Source organism: Chitinophagales bacterium (assembly GCA_041392475.1).
Taxonomy (GTDB): Bacteria; Bacteroidota; Bacteroidia; order Chitinophagales; family UBA2359; genus JAUHXA01.
In genome coordinates this window covers 1-22,971 of record JAWKLZ010000003.1, presented here as the reverse complement: position 1 = coordinate 22,971, position 22,971 = coordinate 1, and the positions used below count along the sequence as shown (strand labels likewise).

At 36.9% G+C, this 22,971-nt stretch carries 30 protein-coding genes; 16 read left to right on the top strand and 14 right to left on the bottom strand.

Annotation, left to right across the window (positions count from 1 at the left end; genetic code table 11):
* Positions 1 to 975 (top strand): hypothetical protein, encoded by a 975-nt coding sequence (locus tag R3E32_23095; protein ID MEZ4887639.1) that lies wholly within the window; start codon positions 1 to 3, stop codon positions 973 to 975.
* A gap of 210 nt (positions 976 to 1,185) precedes the next feature.
* Here the strand turns inward: R3E32_23095 and R3E32_23090 are convergent, their stop codons facing one another.
* Positions 1,186 to 1,377 carry a hypothetical protein gene (locus tag R3E32_23090; GenBank protein ID MEZ4887638.1) on the bottom strand — a complete coding sequence of 64 codons (192 nt, stop codon included), beginning with the start codon at positions 1,375 to 1,377 and terminating at the stop codon, positions 1,186 to 1,188.
* Positions 1,378 to 1,419: 42 nt separating this feature from the next.
* On the opposite strand from R3E32_23090, the gene R3E32_23085 reads away from it, so the two are divergent.
* The gene (locus R3E32_23085) at positions 1,420 to 1,656 is read left to right on the top strand and encodes a hypothetical protein (GenBank protein ID MEZ4887637.1); all 237 of its coding nucleotides are present in this window, start codon (positions 1,420 to 1,422) and stop codon (positions 1,654 to 1,656) included.
* Between the two features lie 293 nt (positions 1,657 to 1,949).
* Here the strand turns inward: R3E32_23085 and R3E32_23080 are convergent, their stop codons facing one another.
* A complete protein-coding gene (locus R3E32_23080; protein MEZ4887636.1) occupies positions 1,950 to 2,141 on the bottom strand; it encodes a hypothetical protein in 192 nt (63 codons plus the stop codon).
* 594 nt (positions 2,142 to 2,735) lie between these two features.
* Between R3E32_23080 and R3E32_23075 the strand changes: the two genes are divergently transcribed.
* The gene (locus R3E32_23075) at positions 2,736 to 3,137 is read left to right on the top strand and encodes a hypothetical protein (GenBank protein MEZ4887635.1); all 402 of its coding nucleotides are present in this window, start codon (positions 2,736 to 2,738) and stop codon (positions 3,135 to 3,137) included.
* A 119-nt stretch (positions 3,138 to 3,256) separates the two neighbouring features.
* Here the strand turns inward: R3E32_23075 and R3E32_23070 are convergent, their stop codons facing one another.
* The gene (locus R3E32_23070; GenBank protein MEZ4887634.1) at positions 3,257 to 3,460 is read right to left on the bottom strand and encodes a hypothetical protein; all 204 of its coding nucleotides are present in this window, start codon (positions 3,458 to 3,460) and stop codon (positions 3,257 to 3,259) included.
* A gap of 349 nt (positions 3,461 to 3,809) precedes the next feature.
* Here R3E32_23070 and R3E32_23065 point away from each other — a divergent pair, with 349 nt between their 5' ends.
* Positions 3,810 to 4,361: a hypothetical protein gene (locus R3E32_23065; GenBank protein MEZ4887633.1), complete on the top strand. Its 552-nt coding sequence runs from the start codon at positions 3,810 to 3,812 to the stop codon at positions 4,359 to 4,361.
* 8 nt (positions 4,362 to 4,369) lie between these two features.
* Complete coding sequence (locus R3E32_23060) at positions 4,370 to 4,774, top strand: DUF4288 domain-containing protein (protein MEZ4887632.1); 405 nt, start codon at positions 4,370 to 4,372, stop codon at positions 4,772 to 4,774.
* Positions 4,775 to 4,865: 91 nt separating this feature from the next.
* On the opposite strand, the gene R3E32_23055 is transcribed toward R3E32_23060, so the two are convergent.
* A complete protein-coding gene (locus R3E32_23055) occupies positions 4,866 to 5,069 on the bottom strand; it encodes a hypothetical protein (protein MEZ4887631.1) in 204 nt (67 codons plus the stop codon).
* A gap of 358 nt (positions 5,070 to 5,427) precedes the next feature.
* Here R3E32_23055 and R3E32_23050 point away from each other — a divergent pair, with 358 nt between their 5' ends.
* Together R3E32_23050 and R3E32_23045 are read left to right on the top strand one after the other, a co-directional pair.
* The gene (locus R3E32_23050) at positions 5,428 to 6,516 is read left to right on the top strand and encodes a hypothetical protein (protein ID MEZ4887630.1); all 1,089 of its coding nucleotides are present in this window, start codon (positions 5,428 to 5,430) and stop codon (positions 6,514 to 6,516) included.
* Positions 6,517 to 6,639: 123 nt separating this feature from the next.
* The gene (locus tag R3E32_23045) at positions 6,640 to 7,197 is read left to right on the top strand and encodes a GNAT family N-acetyltransferase (GenBank protein MEZ4887629.1); all 558 of its coding nucleotides are present in this window, start codon (positions 6,640 to 6,642) and stop codon (positions 7,195 to 7,197) included.
* Between the two features lie 293 nt (positions 7,198 to 7,490).
* Here the strand turns inward: R3E32_23045 and R3E32_23040 are convergent, their stop codons facing one another.
* Positions 7,491 to 7,748, bottom strand: coding sequence for a hypothetical protein (locus R3E32_23040; GenBank protein MEZ4887628.1), 258 nt, complete (start codon positions 7,746 to 7,748; stop codon positions 7,491 to 7,493).
* Positions 7,749 to 7,821: 73 nt separating this feature from the next.
* On the opposite strand from R3E32_23040, the gene R3E32_23035 reads away from it, so the two are divergent.
* Both R3E32_23035 and R3E32_23030 read left to right on the top strand, forming a co-directional pair.
* A complete protein-coding gene (locus R3E32_23035) occupies positions 7,822 to 8,376 on the top strand; it encodes an AAA family ATPase (GenBank protein ID MEZ4887627.1) in 555 nt (184 codons plus the stop codon).
* Positions 8,373 to 8,585, top strand: a complete 213-nt coding sequence (locus R3E32_23030) for a hypothetical protein (protein ID MEZ4887626.1) — start codon at positions 8,373 to 8,375, stop codon at positions 8,583 to 8,585. Before R3E32_23035 ends, R3E32_23030 begins: the two co-directional genes overlap by 4 nt.
* Before the next feature lie 482 nt (positions 8,586 to 9,067).
* Here the strand turns inward: R3E32_23030 and R3E32_23025 are convergent, their stop codons facing one another.
* Positions 9,068 to 9,331 (bottom strand): group II intron maturase-specific domain-containing protein, encoded by a 264-nt coding sequence (locus tag R3E32_23025; protein ID MEZ4887625.1) that lies wholly within the window; start codon positions 9,329 to 9,331, stop codon positions 9,068 to 9,070.
* A 145-nt stretch (positions 9,332 to 9,476) separates the two neighbouring features.
* Between R3E32_23025 and R3E32_23020 the strand changes: the two genes are divergently transcribed.
* From R3E32_23020 to R3E32_23010, 3 genes are all read left to right on the top strand, one after another.
* Positions 9,477 to 9,638: a hypothetical protein gene (locus R3E32_23020; GenBank protein MEZ4887624.1), complete on the top strand. Its 162-nt coding sequence runs from the start codon at positions 9,477 to 9,479 to the stop codon at positions 9,636 to 9,638.
* Between the two features lie 130 nt (positions 9,639 to 9,768).
* Positions 9,769 to 10,938, top strand: coding sequence for a hypothetical protein (locus R3E32_23015; protein ID MEZ4887623.1), 1,170 nt, complete (start codon positions 9,769 to 9,771; stop codon positions 10,936 to 10,938).
* Between the two features lie 77 nt (positions 10,939 to 11,015).
* Positions 11,016 to 11,198, top strand: a complete 183-nt coding sequence (locus R3E32_23010) for a hypothetical protein (GenBank protein ID MEZ4887622.1) — start codon at positions 11,016 to 11,018, stop codon at positions 11,196 to 11,198.
* Here the strand turns inward: R3E32_23010 and R3E32_23005 are convergent.
* Positions 11,195 to 11,677 carry a transposase gene (locus tag R3E32_23005; GenBank protein MEZ4887621.1) on the bottom strand — a complete coding sequence of 161 codons (483 nt, stop codon included), beginning with the start codon at positions 11,675 to 11,677 and terminating at the stop codon, positions 11,195 to 11,197. The two genes, R3E32_23010 and R3E32_23005, sit on opposite strands and share 4 nt — an antisense overlap.
* A gap of 19 nt (positions 11,678 to 11,696) precedes the next feature.
* Positions 11,697 to 12,209 (bottom strand): winged helix-turn-helix domain-containing protein, encoded by a 513-nt coding sequence (locus R3E32_23000; protein ID MEZ4887620.1) that lies wholly within the window; start codon positions 12,207 to 12,209, stop codon positions 11,697 to 11,699.
* Between the two features lie 437 nt (positions 12,210 to 12,646).
* On the opposite strand from R3E32_23000, the gene R3E32_22995 reads away from it, so the two are divergent.
* The 4 genes from R3E32_22995 to R3E32_22980 all read left to right on the top strand — a co-directional run bounded on the left by R3E32_22995 (position 12,647) and on the right by R3E32_22980 (position 15,964).
* Complete coding sequence (locus tag R3E32_22995) at positions 12,647 to 13,555, top strand: helix-turn-helix domain-containing protein (protein ID MEZ4887619.1); 909 nt, start codon at positions 12,647 to 12,649, stop codon at positions 13,553 to 13,555.
* 128 nt (positions 13,556 to 13,683) lie between these two features.
* Entirely contained in the window at positions 13,684 to 14,559 is an 876-nt protein-coding gene (locus tag R3E32_22990) for an SDR family oxidoreductase (GenBank protein ID MEZ4887618.1), read from the top strand.
* A 1-nt stretch (position 14,560) separates the two neighbouring features.
* The gene (locus tag R3E32_22985) at positions 14,561 to 15,373 is read left to right on the top strand and encodes an SDR family oxidoreductase (protein MEZ4887617.1); all 813 of its coding nucleotides are present in this window, start codon (positions 14,561 to 14,563) and stop codon (positions 15,371 to 15,373) included.
* Between the two features lie 450 nt (positions 15,374 to 15,823).
* Positions 15,824 to 15,964 (top strand): hypothetical protein, encoded by a 141-nt coding sequence (locus R3E32_22980; protein MEZ4887616.1) that lies wholly within the window; start codon positions 15,824 to 15,826, stop codon positions 15,962 to 15,964.
* Between the two features lie 85 nt (positions 15,965 to 16,049).
* Here R3E32_22980 and R3E32_22975 read toward each other — a convergent pair whose 3' ends face one another.
* The 6 genes from R3E32_22975 to R3E32_22950 all read right to left on the bottom strand — a co-directional run.
* On the bottom strand, positions 16,050 to 16,793 hold the full coding sequence (locus R3E32_22975) for a succinate dehydrogenase/fumarate reductase iron-sulfur subunit (protein MEZ4887615.1): 744 nt from the start codon (positions 16,791 to 16,793) through the stop codon (positions 16,050 to 16,052).
* 7 nt (positions 16,794 to 16,800) lie between these two features.
* On the bottom strand, positions 16,801 to 18,711 hold the full coding sequence (locus R3E32_22970; GenBank protein MEZ4887614.1) for a fumarate reductase/succinate dehydrogenase flavoprotein subunit: 1,911 nt from the start codon (positions 18,709 to 18,711) through the stop codon (positions 16,801 to 16,803).
* Positions 18,712 to 18,721: 10 nt separating this feature from the next.
* Positions 18,722 to 19,381 carry a succinate dehydrogenase cytochrome b subunit gene (locus R3E32_22965; protein ID MEZ4887613.1) on the bottom strand — a complete coding sequence of 220 codons (660 nt, stop codon included), beginning with the start codon at positions 19,379 to 19,381 and terminating at the stop codon, positions 18,722 to 18,724.
* A 272-nt stretch (positions 19,382 to 19,653) separates the two neighbouring features.
* Positions 19,654 to 19,800, bottom strand: a complete 147-nt coding sequence (locus tag R3E32_22960) for a hypothetical protein (GenBank protein ID MEZ4887612.1) — start codon at positions 19,798 to 19,800, stop codon at positions 19,654 to 19,656.
* On the bottom strand, positions 19,787 to 22,690 hold the full coding sequence (locus R3E32_22955) for a hypothetical protein (GenBank protein ID MEZ4887611.1): 2,904 nt from the start codon (positions 22,688 to 22,690) through the stop codon (positions 19,787 to 19,789). The genes R3E32_22960 and R3E32_22955 overlap by 14 nt, the downstream gene beginning before the upstream one ends.
* A 37-nt stretch (positions 22,691 to 22,727) precedes the next feature.
* On the bottom strand, positions 22,728 to 22,971 hold a 244-nt coding region (locus R3E32_22950), incomplete at its 5' end, for a hypothetical protein (protein ID MEZ4887610.1).

Sequence of the window (22,971 nt, the reverse complement as noted above, 5' to 3'; positions counted from 1 at the left end):
ATGATAAATCAAACCAATAAGACTTTAGAAGAATTAATATTAAATCATTATAAGATTCCATACGAGAATACAGGCTTACGGAATTTTGAACAGACCTGTTTCATTTGTGGATTGCCAATGGAAGATATAACTGAAGAAGATTATATTCCTAAATGGTTGATGAGAGAGTTTGACCTGTTTCAAAATAAAATTACTTTACCTAATAAAACAAAATACCCATTTAAAAACTGTAAGATACCTTGTTGTCAAGAGTGCAATAATGAGACCTTATCCAAGATCGAAGTTAGGACGAAAGAAATTTTACAAAAAGACATAAGAACAATAAATGAAGATGATGAAGATATTTTATTTAAGTGGTTCATGAAAATGTTCATTGGTTTCTGGTTTCAATCTACAAAAATAAAAGCAGATATTAGATTACGAGATTCACCTGCTCTTTTGCCAATAGAATCGTTAGAAGAAGCATCGCAAATATCAGGACTCTTGAAGACAATAAAATATCCTGTAAATTTTAGGAATTTTAAACCCTTTTCAATTTTCAAATTTAAATACAAGGATACTATTGGAACACCGATACTATTTCAAAATGATTTAAGATTTCCTACTTTATTATTTGCCTATAAAAAATCAGCTTTTATCATTGCGTTTAATGATAATGGGATAATTCGAGATAACTTTATGAGTTTGGCAAAAACTGGATCAGCGGAATTAGAATATCCTGAATTATTATTAAAATTCTGCGAAATTGTTACTGCACAAGAGTTAACGAGAAAAATTTATAGCTATTTGATTATCCATAATTCAATTCCTAACATTAATCGAGTGGTTGTTCCAGAAAACAAAGGAAAGTCTCCTGTATTACCATGGGATTTATCAATTTTAAAAAGAAATATTGATGAAGCCTTTGATGAAAATATTTTTAATCTGACTTTTAATAGTGAAAAAGGAATATTGAATTTTTCATACAAAGAGTAAAAAAACAGCCGAGAATCGAGTAGGTAGCCCATAGGCATTGAACGCCTACGCGGGAGTACCTCTCACACCACCGTACATGCGGGTCTCGTATACGGCGGTTTCCTACCCATCTCCGATGATGCTCTTTTCACCATCACCAGCTATTTTGTACTTTAACATAGGGCTACTATCTGTCTATGCTTTTACAGCAATGGATGACAACATAGGCTCCTATCCAATTTCCAAAAGGGTAAGATTCAGTCCTTCGCCATGAGCAATCAATGCTCGGCTACTATGACCTCTGCTGACTTCTGCAATTGCCACCTTGCTTGTTACCAAGCGGTGTTTGCTCTTAGGCTGATGCGTTGCCTCCGTCTTTACAATTACAGACCTCCCTCGGTAAGGTAAATATCCTTCGGTCAATCCCTGCTGAATCTACTGTATAAGTACCGCATCAAATAATTGATGTTTAGGGCGTTAGTATGCGTGGCTACCTTACCCGACCTATACAGCCTCGTATCCTACCGCTTTGCTCTTCTCTTCGACAAAGACATATCTATGTCTTTGGTTTCTTTCAGAAACTCTTCTTCGTTCACTATTCGTCAGTACCAACCTTTGCAGTCCTGCTTACTTCCAGTGCATGGGTCGCCCCAAACCACCTTGCAAACTGCTAACAGTTCGAGTCGTCACACCCGCCTGTAAGAGACTTTCACTCTCTGGACATTTTGCTTTCTCTTCACAAAATCAAACGATTCTTTAGGCAATAAGCTAAATCTTCGTTATATTTACCATTCAAGGCGCACATCGAGTAGGTAGCCCGTAAGCGGCTTGCCCTAGGAGTACCTCTCACACCACCGAGCGTACGGGTCTCGTACTCGGCGGTTTCCTACCCATCTCCGATGATGCTCTTTTCACCATCACCAGCTATTTTGTACTTTAACATAGGGCTACTATCTGTCTATGCTTTTACAGCAATGGATCAACAACATAGGCTCCTATCGAATTTCCAAAAGGGTAAGATTCAGTCCTTCGCCATGAGCAATCAATACTCGGCTACTATGACCTCTGCTGACTTCTGCAATTGCCACCTTGCTTGTTACCAAGCGGTGTTTGCTCTTCGGCTGATGCGTTGCCTCCGTCTTTACAATTACAGACCTCCCTCGGTAAGGTAAATATCCTTCGGTCAATCCCTGCTGAATCTACTGCATAAGTACAGCATCAAATAATTGATGTTTAGGGCGTTAGTATGCGTGGCTACCTTACCCGACCTATACAGCCTCTTATCCTACCGCTTTGCTCTTCTCTTCGACAAAGACATATCTATGTCTTTGGTTTCTTTCAGAAACTCTTCTTCGTTCACTATTCGTCAGTACCAACCTTTGCAGTCCTGCTTACTTCAGTGCATCCCTCACGAGAAACCACCTTGCGAGCTTTGCTAACAGTTCGAGTCGTCACACCCGCCTGTAAGAGACTTTCACTCTCTGGACATTTTGCTTTCTCTTCACAAAATCAAACGATTCTTTAGGCAATAAGCTAAATCTTCGTTATATTTACCATTCAAGGCGCACCACAAAGTGCAGAACGTACATAGAGCCTAAACGGCACTACAGTCGTCTGCACAGAGCGTTAGCTTCTATGAGAAAAAAAATAAATGAAAAACGAAAACGAAATAGCAGATAAATTGGATTTAGAAATTAGCAAGATGTTTAACAATTGCCAAAGATTGCAACTTAATCCATCAGAATATCTTTTTACAAAGAAAACTCTACCTCTAATTCTTATTGGGTAATCTTAATATTTTTGAAGAAGAAACAAAACTAAACGAAGCACTAAATGACGGAACTTGTTATCAAATTCATGAATATATTTTACATAACCTTTATGGATTTAAAGATTTTCAAAACATGAATTTTACAATGGATTTTGAATACGGAAGAACTCCAAATTTACAAGAAGATTCCGAAAAATTGTTTTCAAAATTTACTAAGAAACTAATTAGAACATTAGATATTAAATTGGTTGAATCAAAAGACGTGTGTAATATTTGTAACCATGATTTCGACAAACATCAATTACGAGGAGAAATAAATGAAGAAATAGGATACCCAACAAAAGGTTGGATGATTTGTCCTGAAGAAAATTGTAAATGCTTTAGAACTTGGAGTCATCAAACAGAGAATTGATAAATAGAATAAAAAAAAGTCAAGTAGAGCGGGGAACTGACTAAAACAGTTCCCTACCCTCTCACAGAACCGTACGTGAACCTCTCGATTCATACAGGCTCTTCAGGATTAGAAACCTATCAGGGAGTATAGCCGTACTGCCAATGCACAAACAAGTTCGGAAAATCTTTGGCGATTTGCTTCAATCTTGTTCGTGCTTCTTTCATACGCCTTCGGTATCGCTTGTACTTATTGGTGAGCCAACGTACCTTGTCCTTGAACAAAATCTCAACACATAAACTACTCAAGGTGATTTCAAGAGCCTCACCCAAAAAACACGACATAAGAAAATCTTGCTCAAATAACCCATTGGAGAAAAGCCCTATTCGTGGTACCAATGAAAAAGTAGTACCCCAAAAGCACCAAACAGCCTCACAAACCACTTGATAAAACTCTATTTATCCAGTCCTTACATCCAATTCTAAAAATAAAGCAATTTCTCCATACATTTTTTTGCCCCAAAACAAAATTTGGCTATATTTACAAAGTAGAAAAGGCAGTCCGAAATTAGAGCCTTTCCCCTATGCCCCAATTTCGTTCAACTGAAATGTCTGCGCTAATGAAGTTTCCAGTATTGTTGAAAGGGTTGGAGGCGCAGACATTCCTTTGAGTTAGCTACAATTAAAACAGACCGTGAAAAAAGAGAAAGTAATAGAAAAATTAGAAAAGCATTGTTCTGAAAAACTTTATATTCGACTGACAAGGAAAAAAGGAGGTTTTGAAGGAATATCTACTGGGTTTATCCTCGACAAATCATCTGATTTTATATTACTTCAAGAAACAGATGAATTTAGGGTTTTAGGCTACCAAATCATTCCAATTCTAACTATTAAACACGTTCGATACAATAAGAATGATAAAACTATCCACAGAATTTTAAAAGAAGAAGGATTAATAAGTGAAGTTAAAGCTAAATATAAAGTAGATTTAACTAATTGGAATACAATAGCAAATGACGTTAAAGCAACGGAATTGACAATAATATCGGAATGTGAACATCCGAAGCAAAACTTCTTTTGCATTGGAAACTTAAAACGTATTAATAAAAAGTCAATTTCAATAAGATATTTTAACGCTCAAGGAATTTTGGACAAGAAAAACACCAAACACAAATTTGAGGATATTACAAAATTGAGTTTTGACGACCGATATGCAAACATCTTTTCAAAATATTTAAAAGAATAACGAAAAAAGTGGAAAAGATTTCAAATAAAAATGGGAATTGGTTCATCGTTGAGATTATCGAAAAATGTGAGCCTGTTAATCGAGATGAAAACCAAGAATTACGAAGAGTTACAACTTGGGGAAATCATTATTTGATTAAAGCTGATTCACCAGAAAAAGCATTTGACAAAGCTGTAAAACTTGGGAAAGAAGCGGAATATAAATTCACCAATACTGATAAAATAGAGATGGAATGGATTTTTATTGGTATCGGAGAATTATTGCCTATTTACGAAGACATCGAAGATGGAGCAGAATTGATGTGGAATGATTACGGATATATTAGTAATCGAAGAACTATGAGAATGCCTTATAAGAAGAAAGAACTTATGAAATTAATAAAACCTAAACAGCAAACGAAAAAAGTCGAGTAGAGCGGGGAACTGACTAAAACAGTTCCCTACCCTCTCACAGAACCGTACGTGAACCTCTCGATTCATACGGCTCTTCAGGATTAGAAACATATCAGGGAGTATAGCCGTACTGCCAATGCACAGACAAGTTCGGAAAATCTTTAGCGATTTCCTTCAATCTTGTTCGTGCTTCTTTCATACGCCTTCGGTATCGCTTGTACTTATTGGTGAGCAAACGTACCTTGTCCTTGAACAAAATCTCAACACATAAACTACTCAAGGTGATTTCAAGAGCCTCACCCAAAAAACACGACATAAGAAAATCTTGCTCAAATAACCCATTGAAGAAAAGTCCTATTCGTAGTATCAATGAAAAAGTAGCACCCCAAAAACACCAAACAGCCTCACAAACCACTTGATAAAACTCTATTTATCCAGTCCTTACCTCCAACTCTAAAAATAAAGCAATTTCTACATACATTTTTTGCCCCAAAGCAAAATTTGGCTATATTTGCGAAGTATAAAAGGCAGTCCGAATTAAGAGCCTTTCCCCTATACACTAATTTCGTTCAAAGAAAAATCTGCGCTTTGAAAGTTGATTGATTATACTAAACTTGGAGAAGCGCAAACATTCCTTTGAGTTATCTTTCACCAATAAAATAAAAAGCAAAACGATGAAAATTACCATTATCAACAGTAAAGGCTATTGGAAAAATGGCTGGGTTAATTCACAAACTGACCTTCAATCATTAGTAGAATCTCTTGAAAGAAATGATTTTAATGTAGAGGTTTTTGAGGTTACCAGTTTGGATTCGTTAGAAAAAATACTTAAAGACAAAGATGCTCACAGCTTGATTTTGCCAAACGCTTATTATGTGAACCGACATGAGGGGAGTAAAGAAACGGTTTGGATGGTTGATGTAATTGAATCTTACAACATCCCCTATATTGGTTCCGGGAGTAAAACTTTACAGGGCGTTTTACAAAAGGACGTTTGCCAAACCATACTAAAAGAGAACGATATTCCTATTCCCAAATTTGCAATTGTACCTCAATCCCAGGCAGGTAATGAAAAAGCTATTTTAGATTATATTGGATTAACCTACCCTGCTATTGTCAAGCTAAATGCTGAATCTGGTAGTATGGGGATGGATGAGAATTCTTTGGTCAAAAATCAAAATGCGGCAATTGTTCAAATCCGGAAAATGATGCAACGCTATCAAGGGGATGTAATTATTGAAGAATTTTTGCCAAGTGATGATATCACTATAGGCTATTTACAAGGGAAAAATGGGGAATCCAAGTTATTGACGACTTGGTATCAAGTTTCCGATAAACCAGGTATTAAATCTATTATGGGACATAAAGAACGATTTATGCCATGGGGTGGTGTCAAACAATTGACTCAGGTCAAAGACAAACACATTTTAGAACAAGTCGAAAAACTAATTCCCAAGGTTTGCGAAATTTTAAAAATTAAGGACATCACCAGAATAGACGGACGATTAGATAAAAATGGGCAATTAAGGATTTTTGACGTGAATGGCTTCCCTGCATTATCCTTTCCCGAAAGTGTTTCGGTTCAACAAGGACTAACTTGTTTTCCTGACTACGACAGTTATTATGTTTTTGATACTTTGATTAACACCATCGTTTTAAGTGCTGCAAATCGCTATAATATGATAGTACCCGATGCTGTTAATTTGAATAATTTTTTTACATTAAAGAGTAGTCATAAAGATGGAATTTTGGCTTTAAAATAAGTTGGAGTTTATGAATTTTCCGTTGTGTTTATTCGATTTTAAATTATGAAATGCCAAAAGAATCAGTTAATCCAAATAGGGAACACTACTCAAAAAAAATGCCTTAAAATCAAGATGACAACTATGGATTTACAGAATTATTACTATGGTCTTAGTTCAGACAGATTGCTTTTTCGAAAACTCGTTCACAATGATATTGAGAGTTGGACGGATTTTTATGAAAACAATCCTAATCTGAAGTATTTGAGCATAGATTTAAACCGAACAAATTATGAAATGGCTCAGGCGTGGATTGAAGCCCAACTGGAACGGTATCGCAAAAACGAATTCGGACAGTTAGCAATGATTTCAAAAGAAACGGGTGCATTGATAGGAACGAGTGGGTTCAGTTTATACAAATTCAAAGGAGAGTTTTTTTTGCATTCTATGAGTTCGGTGAAACCTCTTTATTGGAGGCAAGGCTATAGTTTCGAAGGTGGCACGTGCTTATACAACTTTTTTTTTCAGAACAATTTGACTGACAAAATAATAGCGTTTAGTCACATAAAAAACCATGCATCGCAAAAAAATTTGGAGAAGTTAGGTTTTAAAAAGCAAGAGCAATTGTATATAAAACATCGACAAGTATTTTTTTATGTGCTTACACAAGAAAGTTGGGAAAACAAACAATCCATTGAATAAAGCCAGTCAGTTAAATAAAATAGCTCAAAGTTTGGATTATTATTTCTGGATATTCGACTTTGTAATTGTTGAAAATAAAGAAAAGAGAAGGCGAAAAGATAATCGAGTAGGTAGCCCGTAAGCGGCTTGCCTACGGGAGTACCTCTCACACCACCGTACATACGGGTCTCGTATACGGCGGTTTCCTACCCATCTCCGATGATGCTCTTTTCACCATCACCAGCTATTTTGTACTTTAACATAGGGCTACTATCTGTCTATGCTTTTACAGCAATGGATGACAACATAGCTCCCTATCCAATTTCCAAAAGGGTAAGATTCAGTCCTTCGCCATGAGCAATCAATACTCGGCTACTATGACCTCTGCTGCATCGCAGATTCCGATTCATCGGAACTTCTGCAATTGCCACCTTGCTTGTTACCAAGCGGTGTTTGCTCTTCGGCTGCATCGCAGATTCCGATTCATCGGAATGCGTTGCCTCCGTCTTTACAATTACAGACCTCCCTCGGTAAGGTAAAAATGCACAAGAAGAATGTTTTAAATTAACCAATAGGTTAATTGCAAAATTCTTAGATTTGCATAAAAGAGCAAATCACATTGTGGTTGAAGTTAAACAAAACTAAATGAAAGAACTTATTATTATAGCAGGGGCAAACGGTTCGGGAAAAACAACCTTTTCAAAACAGATTTTGGCAGAAACAGGCTTTGAATTTCTCAACGCAGACGAAATTGAGAAAGAGTTATCCGTTTCTAAACTGCAAGCAGGAAAAGAGTTTTTTATCCGACTTGACAAGTTTTTAGGTGAAGGAACAAGTTTTGTATTGGAAAGCACTTTGTCGGGAAATTACCTTGTAAAAGCCATTGAAAAGGCAAAACAACAAAGTTACGTTGTCCGAATTGTGTATGTATTTTTGGAAAACCCGAATGACTGCATACAAAGAATAAAACTGCGGGTAAAATTGGGAGGACATTTTGTACCTGATGAAGACGTAATTCGCAGGTATTACCGTAGCAAAGCCAATTTTTGGAATATCTACAAAAGTTTAGCAGACAGTTGGGTAATGATTTACAATTCAACAGATACAGCACCGCAAAGGGTAGCAGTAGGAACAAGTGAAAACTTTATAGTTGAACTTGAAAATTTATTTCATGACTTTTTAAACGACCTTGAAAAATGAGAGTACAGAAATTAGATAATCTTGAAGCCTATCAAACCGCATCTTACTTTACTAACCTGTTCAGTAAAGCAGTGCAAGAGGCAAAAGAAATAAACCGTAAAAACGGCTTGCCTAACGACTTTGTAGTGAATGGCAAACGATTTTACGAATTGCCAAACGGAGAAATCGTAACAGAAAATCCTTTGGCAACTGAAAGCACGAAAGAATGAAAACAGCCCACAATCGAGTAGGTAGCCCATAGGCATTGAACGCCTACGGGAGTACCTCTCACACCACCGTACATACGGGTCTCGTATACGGCGGTTTCCTACCCATCTCCGATGATGCTATTTTGTACTTTAACATAGGACTTCTATCTGTCTATGCTTTTACAGCAATGGATGACAACATAGCTCCCTATCGAATTTCCAAAAGGATAAGATTCAGTCCTTCGCCATGCTTTGCAGTCCTGCTTACTTCGTGCTTGAGCGGAAACCCTCAATCATTTGACTATCAAAATATAACTAATTGTTTAAACAAACGAACTTTTTGCCTATATTTCACGAAGATTCTATATTCTTGTAATAACTTGTGCCTAATTCATTAGGAATTTATTGAAGGTATTGGTATTCCTAAAAATCCAAAAAAGTTCAAATAATTTTTTGCATCCAATAGTTTGACTGTGAACTTCTTGTAAGATTCCGTTCAGGCACTACATACAATGCCTCAAACGGTTTCGCAGCCATTCATCCATCTTTTTCGACTTGCTGTGGATAGATGCTTCTTTGAAGTAATTTAGCCAACCTCGCATCAACTGTTTGATACGTGTTATACGTTCATCAAAACTCATGGGCAGAGTCTTTTTGGTCAGGCGTTTCAGCTTTTGCTTAAAGGTCTGCCAAGCCGACTTCTTCACCACGAATTGATATTTGCCTTTCTCGCCTTTGCGATGAGTAGGAACAAAACCATGCCCCAATACTTCAAAGGTCCTCTTGTCTCCAATAGTTTGTCCAACTCATTGAGTAGGATATTGGCGAGCAAAGGGCTTAAAGGTAAGCCTCGCGGTACGCCTTTTCTGCGTTTTTCCAGTTTACCTTTGAGCAGTATCAGGCTGCGTAGAAATGTTCGTATCAGCTTTAGGGTCAGTGGACATTTATTTCTACGATTATTTACTGAACCATGAAGAGAACTATGTCCAAGCCTTGCGCTATGCCGAGCCGCAATTGATAGCTGACAATCTACCTTCAAATTATTGGAGTAGTTTTTTGTTATTGGGAAATTAAAAAAAGCTTGTTTTTTTTAAAAAATAGGTCACGTTTTTGTTTGCTGAGGTCACGTTATAACAAAGAAGTCATACATAATTTATGATTTGCTGAGTGTATAAAATCAGAAGTTCTCCTCAATTATAAAAAAATGAAAGAAATAAAAACAATAGGAATTATAGGAATGGGAGCTATCGGAGTTTCCACTTCTTTGATTTTACAACAAGCGGGTTTAAATGTAATTGGATTTAAACATGAAAGCAGAAAAGGACAATTATATAAAGAATTCATAGAAAAAGATAAAATAGTAATAGTCAACAAGACAGATAATAATATTTTACCCAAAAGAAATATTTTAAAAATAAAAATCACCTCATCCTTACAAGAAATTGTAGATAAGTCTGATTTAATACTCAATTGTTGTCGTTTTCCTCAAAATTCAGCGATATATCAATTTAGCGAATTTGCAAAGTTTACAATAAGAAAAAAAAATATTCCAATCTTAATGTTTCCAGGAAAACTTGGTTCTGTATGGATGATTCAGAAAGAAAATATAAACGTAGGTTTAATTGGATATTCGCCCATTTTTGCTAAAAGTAAAATTACTCCTGATGGTATCACCGTAAATTTATTAGATTTTAAGTCAAAAATCCCCTTAGCTTATGATAACTTAGATACTCGAATGTGTTTATTAAATTTTCTAAATAAACATTTTAGATTTAAAAAAGAAGCACTTACATTTATTGATGGAGGTAGCCCGATTCAAACTGCTTTAAGTTCACCAATTTCAGCTATTAATGTATCAGCTATTTGTGATAATGCCCAAAAACTAATCAACTCAAAAGGAAAACCTATAAGAGAAGAAATTTATGTCCTAAGTGAAGAATATTCTCAGTTATTTCAAAAGGTTTTTAATGAACAAATCATGGTCGCTAATTCATTACAAATTTTTAATCTACCAACTTTAAAGAGCTGGCTATTAAATCGTGTAAAAAGTATTCAACCTAACAGTAGTATTACTAAGATGTTAGAAGAAATCTATAAAGAAAAGCATGTGACTATTTCAAGACAAGATAGGCGAATAACAGAGGGATTTTACGATTTATTGTTTTTTAAATATTTTTCAAATGTCCTTGGAAATGAAGTTCCTGTAACAGAAAAACTGCTTAAGGAAATTAATAATTTGCAGAAAGCACTAAATAAAAATGATTTCTCCCAAAACATTAATTCACAAATACAACAATTAGCAATATCATATGCTGAACATATATTGAAAGAAAGAAAGAAAACTGAAGGAGAACAATGTGTATCAGGTTTATAGTTGCTAAACGCAACCGTTACTTGCAACCCAAAAAAGAAAAAATAAGAAGTTCGGACAAATCAGCCAGAATCAGAAAAATGAAAAAAATGTCAGATTTGGTTATCAACATCACTCCTTTAAATGGAGAAACCCATGGAGATGAATCTTTTAAATTAGAATTTTCAGATGGTCGGGAGAAAGTAATAAGAAGTTGGGATTATACTTTTATTTATTCCTTTCCTTACTTGTATCGAAATATTATAGGTTTCCGCATTGATTAGATATAAAACCCCACTTTTGTATTCCTGAAGAAACTTTTAACAAGTTCCTTATTCGCTTTGATTTCTTCTAAAGCTTCAATTACCCTTCTTTTTAACTCATCTTCTGTTTTACAAAAAACATTAACTAACAATACATTTTTTACATAATTCCAAACTTGCTCTGAAGCATTTAGTTCGGGAGAATAAGCAGGTGTGTTTTCTAATCTAATACAAGGATTTCTATGTGTTTGATGTAAAGCATTTGCCACCTCCTTAGCCTTATGAATGGTAGCATTATCCCAAATACAAACCAAAGCGGTTTGCAAGTCTGCCCAGCAGTTATTCATGAATCGAACAATTGCATTATGATGAAAATTACATTGGCGTACTTCGTAATATAGGTCTCCATCTTCTGTGATGACTACTGCTGCTGAAATTTTTCTATAATGCTTGCATTCATGCTGTAAAACAGGCGTTTGTCCTTTGCGGGCATAGGTCACTTGACAAGTAGGTAATAAACTAAAACCTGCTTCTTCTTGATAACTTATTGTTCGATTTTCTTCTTTTGCTTTTTTTTATGCTGGGTAACTTTTCCTCCTTCCATTCCTGCACTTTTTCTGGATTTTTACGATAATCTTCTAATTGTGGTTTTTGGCGGGTATAGGTAAGTTTTTTTAGAATACGCCCAACATGTTGGGTACAATAGTCTATTGCGAATTTTTCCTTTATGACTCTTTGAACTCGACCACAGTTCCAAATTTCCCCTTCAAAGCCGTAGTTTTCAGCTCCTTGGTCTAATATATTTTCTAATTCTTTTAATTGTTCGTTTGTTATTTTAGGAATTGCCCCTTTCGCTTTTGAAGGTTGAATAGCTTTCCGCCCCCCTTGCTTATAGGCTCGAATAATTTTGCTCACATAAGGTTGAACTACATCTACAACTTCAGCTATATCAACTTGTTTCATGCCTTTTTCATGCAAATTAATAATAGTTTGACGACGGTTTAATTGAGCTTCAAGTCCTTTTAATTTCATGATGATTACCAAATTTACAGCAAATATACATAATCCTTAGAATATTACTACTCAATGTGGAAATCAATAAACTCACAAAGGACAGAGATTTCGTAAACATTTTTAAAAATAGTTGGCAAAATACAAAGCCCATCAATTTAGAGCTTCGACGTACAAAACAAGTTTCTCGGGCAATTTCTTCAATGGAGGATTCACTAAAAAAAGTTACCATTTTTTCACTAACTTCGTTCATGTAAGGCAGTAAGTTCTTCATATAATTTTTTTTTGTTTATTAATTTATAAATCTGCGCTATCAAAGTTGGTCGATTAGCCCAATATGGGGTGAGCGCAGATATTCCTTTGAGTTGGCTACCATTAAAACCGAAACGTGTTAAGCATTCAGCGATTTGTGTTAATGAATCTCAGAACGTTTGAATAAGTTTGTGAAAAGAAGTAAAATGAACGAGCAGATTTTTCATTCAAAATCAATTACTGAAATTAGGTCGGTATTTGGAGTAGGTAAACCTACCCACCCCTTGATAACCATTTTAGACACCCAGAAACTTGCTTACGGAGAAGAAACTGTTGGTAAGCGATTTTCCTCAGATTTGTACTGTATTGCACTGAAAGATTCAAGCTGTGGCATAGATTACGGACGAAATTCATACGATTTTGATGATGGTGTACTGATTTTTACCGCACCAAAACAAGTTATAACAGTGACGAAACCACAAGAATTGAATCAAGTAAAAGGTTGGATGCTTTACTTTCATCCCGACCTGATAAGAAACACAGTGCTCGGTTCGAAAATTGACTCCTACAACTTCTTTAATTACGAAGTTCACGAGGCTTTGCATCTTTCCGAAAGCGAGCAAAACACACTAAATCAAATTGTTCAACTGATTCAAGAAGAAATCAAAGAACGAATTGACAATCACAGCCAACAAGTATTGGTTTCAAATATTGAATTATTGCTTAATTACAGTAAGCGATTTTACGAAAGACAATTCAATACTCGTACAGCAAGCAATATAGATGTGGTTTCTAAAGTAGAAACACTGTTAAAAAACTATTATTCTGATAACCAACTCATTGAAAAAGGACAACCAAGTATTCAATATTTGGCAGACCACTGTCATTTATCAGCTAGTTACTTGAGTGACCTACTTACCAAAGAAACAGGACGTTCTGCCAAAGACCACATTAATGATTTTTTAGTGGACAAAGCAAAACATTTACTACTCAGTTCTACCGATTCAATAAGCGGAATAGCTTACACACTTGGTTTTAATTATCCGCACTATTTCGGGAGGCTATTCAAACAAAAAACAGGTAAAACACCACAAGAATACAGGCAGTTAAACTAAACAAAAGAAAGCAAAACAGCTTCCTTTATTGTTTCTGCGATTTGTGTTTAACCTTCCTCTTTTAGTGTTAAGGCAACGCTCATATTCATCTGATATTTGTTTCATCAATTCATTAAAAATTAAAAAAGATGAAACATAAAATTTTAGTAACTGGAGCAAGCGGAGCTTTTGGAAGCTTGACTTGCATTCAATTAGTAGAAAACGGACATCAAGTTGTGGGAACAATGCGTTCTATGCAAGGAAAAAATGAAGTTGTCGCCAATGAATTAAAATCAAAAGGTGTTACACTCGTTGAAATGGATATCACCAAGGAAGAAAGCGTTATTTCAGGAGTGAATTCAGCCATAGAAACAATGGGAGGTTTAGATACCGTTTTCAACAATGCAGGCATTGGAGCAAATGGAATTCTTGAATGTTTTACTGCTGGTGACATTCAAAGAATGTTTGACGTGAATGTTTTTGGTGTACAACGCCTTATGAGAGCAGTTTTGCCCCATTTAAGAAATCAAGGGAAGGGAACTATCATTCACACTTCAAGCTGCATAGGCAGAGTCACTACCCCATTTCTTGCGTCTTATTCAGCTTCAAAATATGCATTAGAATCTTTGGCAGAAGGTTACAGAGCTGAACTTTCAGGATTTGGAATTGAATCTTGTATCGTAGAACCAGGTGGATTTCCAACAGGCTTTATGAGTGGAATGATAACACCAAGTGATACAGAACGTTTAACCCAATATGGCGAAATGGCAAGCCTGCCAGAAACGGCATTAAATGGTTACGTTGCTTATGTAGAATCTATCCCTGAACAAAGACCTGAACGAGTGGCAGAAGCAGTGTCTGCTTTAGTTGAAATTCCATTTGGTGAAAAGCCTTTTAGAACGGTAGTCGATTTTTCTGGACTGAAACAAGCTATCGAAAACTACAACAAAGTATTAAACGAGACGACAAAGGCAATCTACACGGCAAACGGTGTGGATAACCTACTCACCCTAAACAAAGATTAAAATGAGCAAAACCATATTAATTACTGGAGCAAGTAGCGGAATTGGCAAGGCAACAGCCATTCATTTTCAAGAGCAAGGTTGGAATGTAATTGCTACAATGCGAACGCCAGAAAAAGAGACAGAATTGAATAAATTGGAGAATGTGCAATTGGAAAGGTTGGATGTTCTTGATTTGGAATCCATAGATCAGGCTATTAAAAATGGTATTTCCAGTTTTGAAAGAATAGACGCAATTGTGAATAATGCAGGCTATGGAGCTTATGGGCCATTGGAATCATTCCCAAGAGAAAACATCATCAAGCAATTCAATACTAATGTCATAGGGTTAATGGACGTAACAAAAGCCATTATTCCACATTTTAGAGCAAATAAGGACGGAGTTATTGTCAATATCTCATCCATAGGCGGACAAATGACCTTTGCTTTGGGTTCCCTTTATCACGGAACTAAGTTTGCGGTTGAGGGTATTTCGGAATCACTGCATTATGAAATGAGTGAAATTGGTGTAAAAGTTAAAATTGTAGAACCTGGATTTATTGCGACAGATTTCGGGGGACGTTCGTTCGATTTTCAAGCGGGTGATATTGCCGAGTACCAACCGATTATTGGCGCATTAATGAAACAATGGCAAAACCCCGAAAACACCGTTTCACCACCCAGTTTAGTGGCAGAAGTTATCTACAATGCAGTGACAGACGATACTAATCAATTGAGATACAGAGCAGGAGGTGATGCCAATTTCCTGCTTGATAGTAGAAAAAAAATGACGGACGAAGAGTTCTTTGCAATGATGAACAAGCAATTGGAAAAGTAAAGTCGAGTAGAGCGGGGAACTGACCAAACAGTTCCCTACCCTCTCACAGAACCGTACGTGAACCTCTCGATTCATACGGTTCTTCAGGATTAGAAACATATCAAGGAGTATAGCCGTACTACCAATGCACAAACAAGTTCGGAAAATCTTTAGCGATCAATAGAAAGCCCAGCCTCAGAGGTTTCTCAAACCACCAAAACCGCTTCATAAAGAATTACTTTACCATCACTTGCCCCTTTTTATAAAAATATACCTCTACTGCAATGTGTGTTTTTTGCTCCAAAACAAAATTTGTCTATATTTACAGCACACAGATCAAAACAAAAAGCCTTTCCCCTATACCCCAATTTCGTTCAAAGAAATGTCTGCGCTATCAAAGTTAGTCGATTAGCCGAATATGGGGTGAGAGCAGACATTCCTTTGAGTTCGCTGCAACCAAAAAAGAAAAAAATGAAGAAACTACTTCCAATTTTAGCAATTATTATTAAAGAATGGACACAAGAGGACGAACAACAAATACTTGATACACATCAACGCACTCCTTACAAGGCACAAAACGAGTTTTGGGACAATCAAAAAAACACCCTCTAAATGTTCAAAATCTTGGTCGGTGGTGGTTTTAAGCTTCCAACTCTATTTCTTTGCATCTAATCCTCTCCTCTGCCTAGTCGCCAAATCACCCAAACAATTTCGCTTTCATATATCTGGCGTTCATTTCAGCAATATTCACAATCGAAATACCTTCAGGACATTCAACTTCACAAGCACCTGTAAAGGAGCAATGACCGAAGCCCTCTTTTGCCATTTGAGCGGTCATATCCAAAACTCGGCGATGCTCTTCGGGTTTACCTTGTGGAAGAGAATTTAAGTGGTTGATTTTGGCGGAAGTAAATAGGGCAGCCGAAGAGTTTTTGCAGGTAGCGACACAGGCTCCACAACCAATACAGGCTGCTGCATCCATCGCTTTATCTGAAATTTCTTTTCCAATCAAAATAGCATTCGCTTCTGGCGCAGTTCCAGTTTTGGCAGTGATGTAAGCACCTTGTTCGATGATTCTATCGAAGGCAGAACGGTCAACCACCAAGTCCTTGATAATTGGAAAAGCATCTGCCCGCCACGGTTCGACTGTAATCGTTTCACCCTCCTGAAAACTTCTCATGTGCAGTTGGCAAGTCGTCATATTTTGATGTGGCCCATGCGCTCGACCATTGATGAATACGCCGCATTGTCCACAAATACCTTCTCGACAATCGTATTCATAAGCAATCACTTTTTCATTTTTCAAAACCAAGATTTCATTCAAGTGATCCAAGGCTTCCAAAAATGACATATCTTCTGTAAGGTCGGTCACTTCATACTCTTTGAAGCCCCCTTTTTGAGTAGGATTGTTTTGTCTCCAAATTCGGAATGTTACTTTCATCTGTTTATTATTTATAACTCCTTACGGAAGGTTTAACAAATTCAAAATTCAATGTTTCTTTGTGCAGTTTAAAATCGCCATTTGCATATTCCCAAGCAGATACATAGGCATACTCTTCGTCTATTCTAACGGCTTCACCTTCTTCTGTTTGATATTCTTCACGAAAATGTGCGCCACATGATTCTTCTCTCTGCAAAGCGTCGGTACACATCAAAATTCCGAGTTCGATAAAGTCCGCCAAACGAAGTGCTTTTTCCAGCTCTGTGTTCATCTCATCCGCTTCGCCAGTGACTTTCACCCCACGCCAAAATTCCTCACGAATCGCTTCAATTTGTAGAATCGCTTTTTCCAAACCCGCTTTGTTTCGACTCATCGCACATTCTTGCCACATCACCTTGCCCAACTCTCTGTGAAAATGGTCGACGGTTTTCGTTCCATTGACCGATAATATGCGGCGTACATATTCGGTCACCTCCTTTTCTGCTTTCGCAAATTCGGGGTGTTCCGTTGTTAGCTGTTCAGACTTCAATTCTGAAGCGAGGTAATTGTTAATTGTATTGGGTAGAATGAAATAACCATCAACACTGGCTTGAAGCAATGAATTTGCACCCAAGCGATTCGCTCCGTGGTCAGAAAAGTTGCATTCTCCAATAGCATACAAGCCTGGAATCGTTGTCATCAATTCATAATCGACCCACAATCCACCCATCGAGAAATGAGCAGCGGGAGAAATCTGCATGGGTTGTTTGTAGGCATCGACACCCGTAATTTTCTGATACATCGTAAAAAGATTGCCATATCTATCTCTAATTGTTTCTTCTCCAAACCTTTCAATCGCATGTTTGAAGTCCAAATAAACTGCATTCTTCAATCTACCAACACCATAACCCGCATCAATTCTTTCTTTTGCAGCTCTTGAAGCAATGTCCCGAGGGGCTAAATTTCCAAAACTTGGATAGCGTCTTTCCAAATAATAATCTCTTTCACTTTCGGGAATATCGTTGGCTATTCGAGTGTCGCTTTTTTGTTTGGGTACCCAAATTCGTCCATCATTTCTCAAGGATTCGGACATCAAAGTCAGTTTTGATTGTGCCTCACTTGATTGTGGCAAAGCAGTCGGGTGAATTTGGGTGAAACTTGGTGCAGCGAAAAATGCCCCCTTTTTGTGTGCTTTCCAAATCGCACTTCCGTTGCAGCCAATCGCCAAAGTCGATAACCTAAAAACCCGTGAATATCCACCAGTTGCCAGTACCACTGCATCCGCTGCAAAACGTTTGATTTCACCGCTGATCAAATCCCTTGCAATGATTCCTTTTGCTTTTCCTTCAATGACCACCAAATCCAACATTTCTGTTCGTGGGAACATCGTGACTTTTTTGGCTCTAACCATTTTGGACAATTGCGAATAAGCCGCCAATAAAAGCTGTTGCCCAGTTTGTCCCCTTGCATAGAATGTTCGCTGGACTTGCACCCCTCCAAAACTCCGATTCACCAAAACACCTCCGTATTCTCTCGCAAACGGAACGCCTTGTTGTGTAAAGTGGTCAATCAGTGGAGAAGACAGTTCTGCCAAACGGTAGGTATTCGCTTCTCTAGACCGAAAATCGCCCCCTTTGAGTGTATCGTAAAACATTCGCCAAACACTATCGCCATCATGTTGGTAATTTTTTGCAGCATTTACACCACCTTGAGCGGCAACAGAATGTGCTCGCCGAGCAGAATCTTGATAGCAAAAACACTGCACATCATATCCCAACTCGGCAAGAGTTGCGGCTGCACCTGCTCCCGACAAGCCCGAACCGACAACAATGACATTCAATTTTTTCTTATTGGCAGGATTTATCAGTTTGCTTTTGACTTGATAATTGCGCCATTTTTCCTCCAATTTTCCTTCTGGAACTTTTGCATCTAACATCATAATCTTATTTCTATTTGAAGTAAACGATAAATGGAATGATTCCAAATAAAATGGAAACAATAAGGGCATAGACCAAAGCTACTTTTGATACGATTTTCAATCCATTTTTATGGTAAAATCCAAGTGTCTTGAAAGCACTCTTCAATCCGTGGTGTAAGTGAAAACCCAAAGGAATCATCAGAATAGAATAAAATACCACATAGTAGATATTGTGAAATAAACTGCTCGTCACTTCGTAAACATCTTTATTCCCCAAGCTATCTACACCGACACCTTCTCCCATTCCCAATTTTATTCTTGCCCAAAAATTCGCCAAATGAACGACTATGAAAAGTAGAATGAAGATGCCGATTAAGCCCATATTTTGCGAGGTCCAAGAGCTGTTTTCATTTGTGTGATTGACTGCATATTTTTGAGGTTTGGCTTTTCTATTGTGGAGTGTTACCAATAAGGCATAGACCGTGTGTAAAATAATCGACAAATATAATGCGTAAGCAACCAGTTTAATCAGTGGGTTTTCACGCAATAAAGTTGAGTAGGAATTGTACATTTCCCTTGCGGTTGTTTCTGGCAAAAGTAAAATGCAATTGGCAGATAAGTGTACAATGAGAAACAGGCAAAGAAACAGCCCCGTAGCTGCAATGATACTTTTCCTAAAAAATAGATCCATGATGTTTCTTGTGATTTTTACTTAGTGAGGCTCAAAAATTAACTTGCTGATTTAGCCTTTTGAAGTTTTGTTTCAAGGAATCTCTATTGCAATGATAGTCAATTGTCAATAAAAGATTAAACTTCAAAAGTCTTCGCCCTAAATATGAAGGATATTCTTCACCATTCCTAACAATGATAGTCTTTCAAAAAAAAAATAATGTTCATGGATGTAAAGTAATGCAGTATCGGTAAACTACTAATGACGAGCGTTTGCTTTTTGAATGATTATTGTCATATTGGATATGGGGTCAAACAAGCCGCTAAATAATTTACTTTGAAGAAAGCACTTCTCAAATGTTCAAAATCTCGTTTGTGGGTGATGGACTCTGCAACTTCAAAAGCACAATTTCCCAATCTACGGGTTTCAATTCCACTCAATCTCTATTGCTGCTTCTTCAATCAAAAATTCGACTAAAGGTATTTCCTCACTGCCTGAAAAAGTTATTTTTTCGGAGCCTTTGGTCAATTGAAAATCCTCTCCATAAGGGTTATTTGTTTCTACGATGTAATAATCACTAAAGGGTACAAAAATTGTGAAATTGCCTTTTTTATCGGTTAGTGCGGAGAAAGCTCTGCCTGTTGGATTGGTGGCGGTGATTCTGATTCCTTTGACTGGTAGGCTTTCGTAAGAAGAGTTGTCGTCTCTTTTTATGTTAAGTTTGCCTTTGATTACTCGTCCTTTTCCAAAAGCCAATTGCAAAGTTTTATTGCTTGTCAAGTCAATACGAATAGATTCAGAAGTGGTATTGAAGTAGCCATCATTGTCAGGGAAAAGTTGGTGAACAGATAACTGATAAACTCCTTGTGGTAAGTTTTTAAATTGAGATTGATTTTTTGCAGTTGAAAAAATAGCGGCTTCCTTGAAATTGTTGTTGGGGAAAGAAGGGTCTTTCACAGGGGTCAAATGCAAACGTACATCTGGTATTGAAGTTTCGCCTTTGTCAAATATTCCATTGCCATTTTCATCCCTAAAGCACTGAATGGCTAAGTCGTATGTTTTGTCGCCCAAAGGATCGAAGTGAAAGTTCTTTTTTAGTCCAAGTTCAAATTTGGTATTTTGAGTTTGAATGGTTTCGGGGTCTTCTATATTTACAATTTGCTTTTTTTGAAGAAGCTGACCCTTACACAATAGATGCCAGCCTTTTGCGAATCGCCAATCCAGGTCAGTACGTGAAAAAAAAGTGGTTGTTTGGGTATCGAAAAAATGCATGGCATTGGCTGACAACTTCCATTTTAAAGCCCTCTTAAACCACTCTCCCTGAAGATGTAAAGGCACTATCAAACGAGTGTTTCTGTTTGTTGAATAATATTTTGCTCCTACGAGAACCCGCCGAGATTGATAGGTTAGCGCAAGGGCATGGTGAACTTCTGTGGTCAAATTTTGAGCATCTGTATTTGCTAAAAACCGGCTGTGGTCATCCGCTTTGCGGTATTGATATCCTATAGAAAGAGCGTTTTGTTGAAACTGAGTACGAAAGTCAGTTGTGCGGAAAGTAGGCAGATTGTTATATAAATACAATTCCCCTGGAGATACAAAATCTGCTATACTGTATTGTTTGTGTTTGAGATTCATCCAAAAATACTTTTTGAAAGCAGTTCCAACCGACCATTCAGTAGTTTTGGTTTGATAATCAAGGTTCGTTTCGGTCAAAGAAGAAAAGCGTTTGGCGTTCAATTGCTCAAATTGACCTCCGACTTCAATGTTCATTTGGGGGAGAAAAAGATAATTGTAATTGAAGGATAAAAGGTTTCTACTGTAGCTTTCAGGTGGCAAGAGTTCACCCTTATCATAAGCTTTGGGCATTTTTTGGTTGGTTGCTCCTCCAATAGCTATGCGGTGTTTCTTATCCAGAGATTGATGTGCTGTTTGGGCTTGTACTTGCAGAACACTTTGTTGTCCATAAGGGTGATGTGCTGAGTTGTAACTACTCTGGAAGTATGTTTTCCATTTCAAAGAGGGATTGCTTTCATAACGAAGGAAATACTGAAAGGAATTGGTGGTATAAGGAGTTTCATTTCCTTTGTCGGATATGAGTATGTCTTGAAGTGAAAGGTACAATTTTCCTTTGTTGTGGATAGGGATGTCAGTCATAAGGTTAGCGATTCCTATTTGAACTCCATTTTGTGAATCATTGTAAAAATTTAGCCCACCACTAAGCCGTGTATCTACCAATAATTTCTGTTGTTTGTATTGTAGTTGAGTGAGTCCGCTTTTCAGGTCTTGAATCGCACCAATTGACCATTTCTCAAAAGTATTTTCTTCATTTCCATAAGTCGCTTTGACTATTTGATTTTGACTTTCGAGCTTTATTTTTTTACTTTTGTATTGGATAAAATACTGTGTATTTTCGGTATCTGGCTGCAATATATCTTGGGAAGTCATCGAAAAATTGACCTCTCGTTCTTTGCCTACCGAAATTTCTCCGCTGGCTTTCAGTCCTGTATGGATAGTATTGGTTGACCCCATATTTCCTGTTGAGACTTCAATGGAGACATTTTTTTTCTTCGTATTACCATGGTTGTATTGTCCCTCTAATAAAAGAAAAGTCATCATTCCTTTTTCTGATTTATCGGAATCTGCATTACTTGCTTCAAAGCGAATGGATATTGTTTGAATGGGTTTGGAGGAAGGTAGATACTGAGCCTCGTATATTAAGGTAGTGTCTTGTCCAGGCAATAAATCTAATCCTTTTCGTATTCCTTTGGAAATAATTAAATTAGGATTTTGCTGAAATTTTAGACTAAAGGTTTCTTTAAGGTTTCCAGTATTTTTTAAGAGAAGCTTGAAAGGGATTTTTTTACTTTTTGAAGGAATGTACACTTCATTTTTTTCAGACCATATTTTCCAATCCCTTACTTCGGGTATGGAAATATGGCAAACAGTGGAGCTGGTACTTTTTGCGTTGTTGGTTAAGATTTTTGCAGTCACCTCATGTTTTATGCCTCCCAATGTTTCATCAGGTATGGCAAAATCAAGCGTTAGATAAAAGATTTCTGCATTGGGTGGAAGTGTCAGTTTTTGAGGCAATGCAAAAATTAAACTCCAGCCATCAGGCATCAATACTTCAATGTGTGCCTCAATAGGAACGCTTGAAAGGTTTTTTATTTTTAAAATATTGGATAATTCACCTGATTCGTAGTCAAAATTGATTTCACTTTGAGCAAAAGATACTTCAATATCTTTAGAACTTGTATTCTGTGCATTTATCTCGCTCCAAAAAGGACTTAAGAGTAAAACAAGAAGGCAGAAAGTATGTCCTATTTTCATTTTTGCGATTTCAGGTGTAGAAAAGAATTGTTGCTGTTTAAGGGTGTTTCGTGTTTAATTCTGATGCAAAGAAAAGGGTAAAAAATAGGACCGCTTTTGGGTTTTCGGTAGTTGGTTTATAGGCTTCGGCTTTTGGTATAAATGCTTCGGTTTTTGGGAAATGGTTTTTTTGAAGAAAATTGGGTTGAGGATTTTTTGATAAACCAAAAAAAGCCGAGCATTCTTGCTCGGCTTTCGATAGTTTTTTGGCTTGAAAAAAAACGTTTATTGAATCCAAGGAT

Coding starts and splice junctions, on each gene's coding strand:
- R3E32_23095 (MEZ4887639.1), top strand. CDS start 1: ATGATAAATCAAACCAATAAGACTTTAGAAGAATTAATATTAAATCAT.
- R3E32_23085 (MEZ4887637.1), top strand. CDS start 1,420: ATGTTTAGGGCGTTAGTATGCGTGGCTACCTTACCCGACCTATACAGC.
- R3E32_23070 (MEZ4887634.1), bottom strand. CDS start 3,460: ATGTCGTGTTTTTTGGGTGAGGCTCTTGAAATCACCTTGAGTAGTTTA.
- R3E32_23055 (MEZ4887631.1), bottom strand. CDS start 5,069: ATGTCGTGTTTTTTGGGTGAGGCTCTTGAAATCACCTTGAGTAGTTTA.
- R3E32_23050 (MEZ4887630.1), top strand. CDS start 5,428: ATGAAAATTACCATTATCAACAGTAAAGGCTATTGGAAAAATGGCTGG.
- R3E32_23045 (MEZ4887629.1), top strand. CDS start 6,640: ATGGATTTACAGAATTATTACTATGGTCTTAGTTCAGACAGATTGCTT.
- R3E32_23035 (MEZ4887627.1), top strand. CDS start 7,822: ATGAAAGAACTTATTATTATAGCAGGGGCAAACGGTTCGGGAAAAACA.
- R3E32_23030 (MEZ4887626.1), top strand. CDS start 8,373: ATGAGAGTACAGAAATTAGATAATCTTGAAGCCTATCAAACCGCATCT.
- R3E32_23020 (MEZ4887624.1), top strand. CDS start 9,477: ATGTTCGTATCAGCTTTAGGGTCAGTGGACATTTATTTCTACGATTAT.
- R3E32_23015 (MEZ4887623.1), top strand. CDS start 9,769: ATGAAAGAAATAAAAACAATAGGAATTATAGGAATGGGAGCTATCGGA.
- R3E32_23010 (MEZ4887622.1), top strand. CDS start 11,016: ATGAAAAAAATGTCAGATTTGGTTATCAACATCACTCCTTTAAATGGA.
- R3E32_23000 (MEZ4887620.1), bottom strand. CDS start 12,209: ATGAAATTAAAAGGACTTGAAGCTCAATTAAACCGTCGTCAAACTATT.
- R3E32_22995 (MEZ4887619.1), top strand. CDS start 12,647: ATGAACGAGCAGATTTTTCATTCAAAATCAATTACTGAAATTAGGTCG.
- R3E32_22990 (MEZ4887618.1), top strand. CDS start 13,684: ATGAAACATAAAATTTTAGTAACTGGAGCAAGCGGAGCTTTTGGAAGC.
- R3E32_22985 (MEZ4887617.1), top strand. CDS start 14,561: ATGAGCAAAACCATATTAATTACTGGAGCAAGTAGCGGAATTGGCAAG.
- R3E32_22980 (MEZ4887616.1), top strand. CDS start 15,824: ATGAAGAAACTACTTCCAATTTTAGCAATTATTATTAAAGAATGGACA.
- R3E32_22975 (MEZ4887615.1), bottom strand. CDS start 16,793: ATGAAAGTAACATTCCGAATTTGGAGACAAAACAATCCTACTCAAAAA.
- R3E32_22970 (MEZ4887614.1), bottom strand. CDS start 18,711: ATGATGTTAGATGCAAAAGTTCCAGAAGGAAAATTGGAGGAAAAATGG.
- R3E32_22965 (MEZ4887613.1), bottom strand. CDS start 19,381: ATGGATCTATTTTTTAGGAAAAGTATCATTGCAGCTACGGGGCTGTTT.
- R3E32_22955 (MEZ4887611.1), bottom strand. CDS start 22,690: ATGAAAATAGGACATACTTTCTGCCTTCTTGTTTTACTCTTAAGTCCT.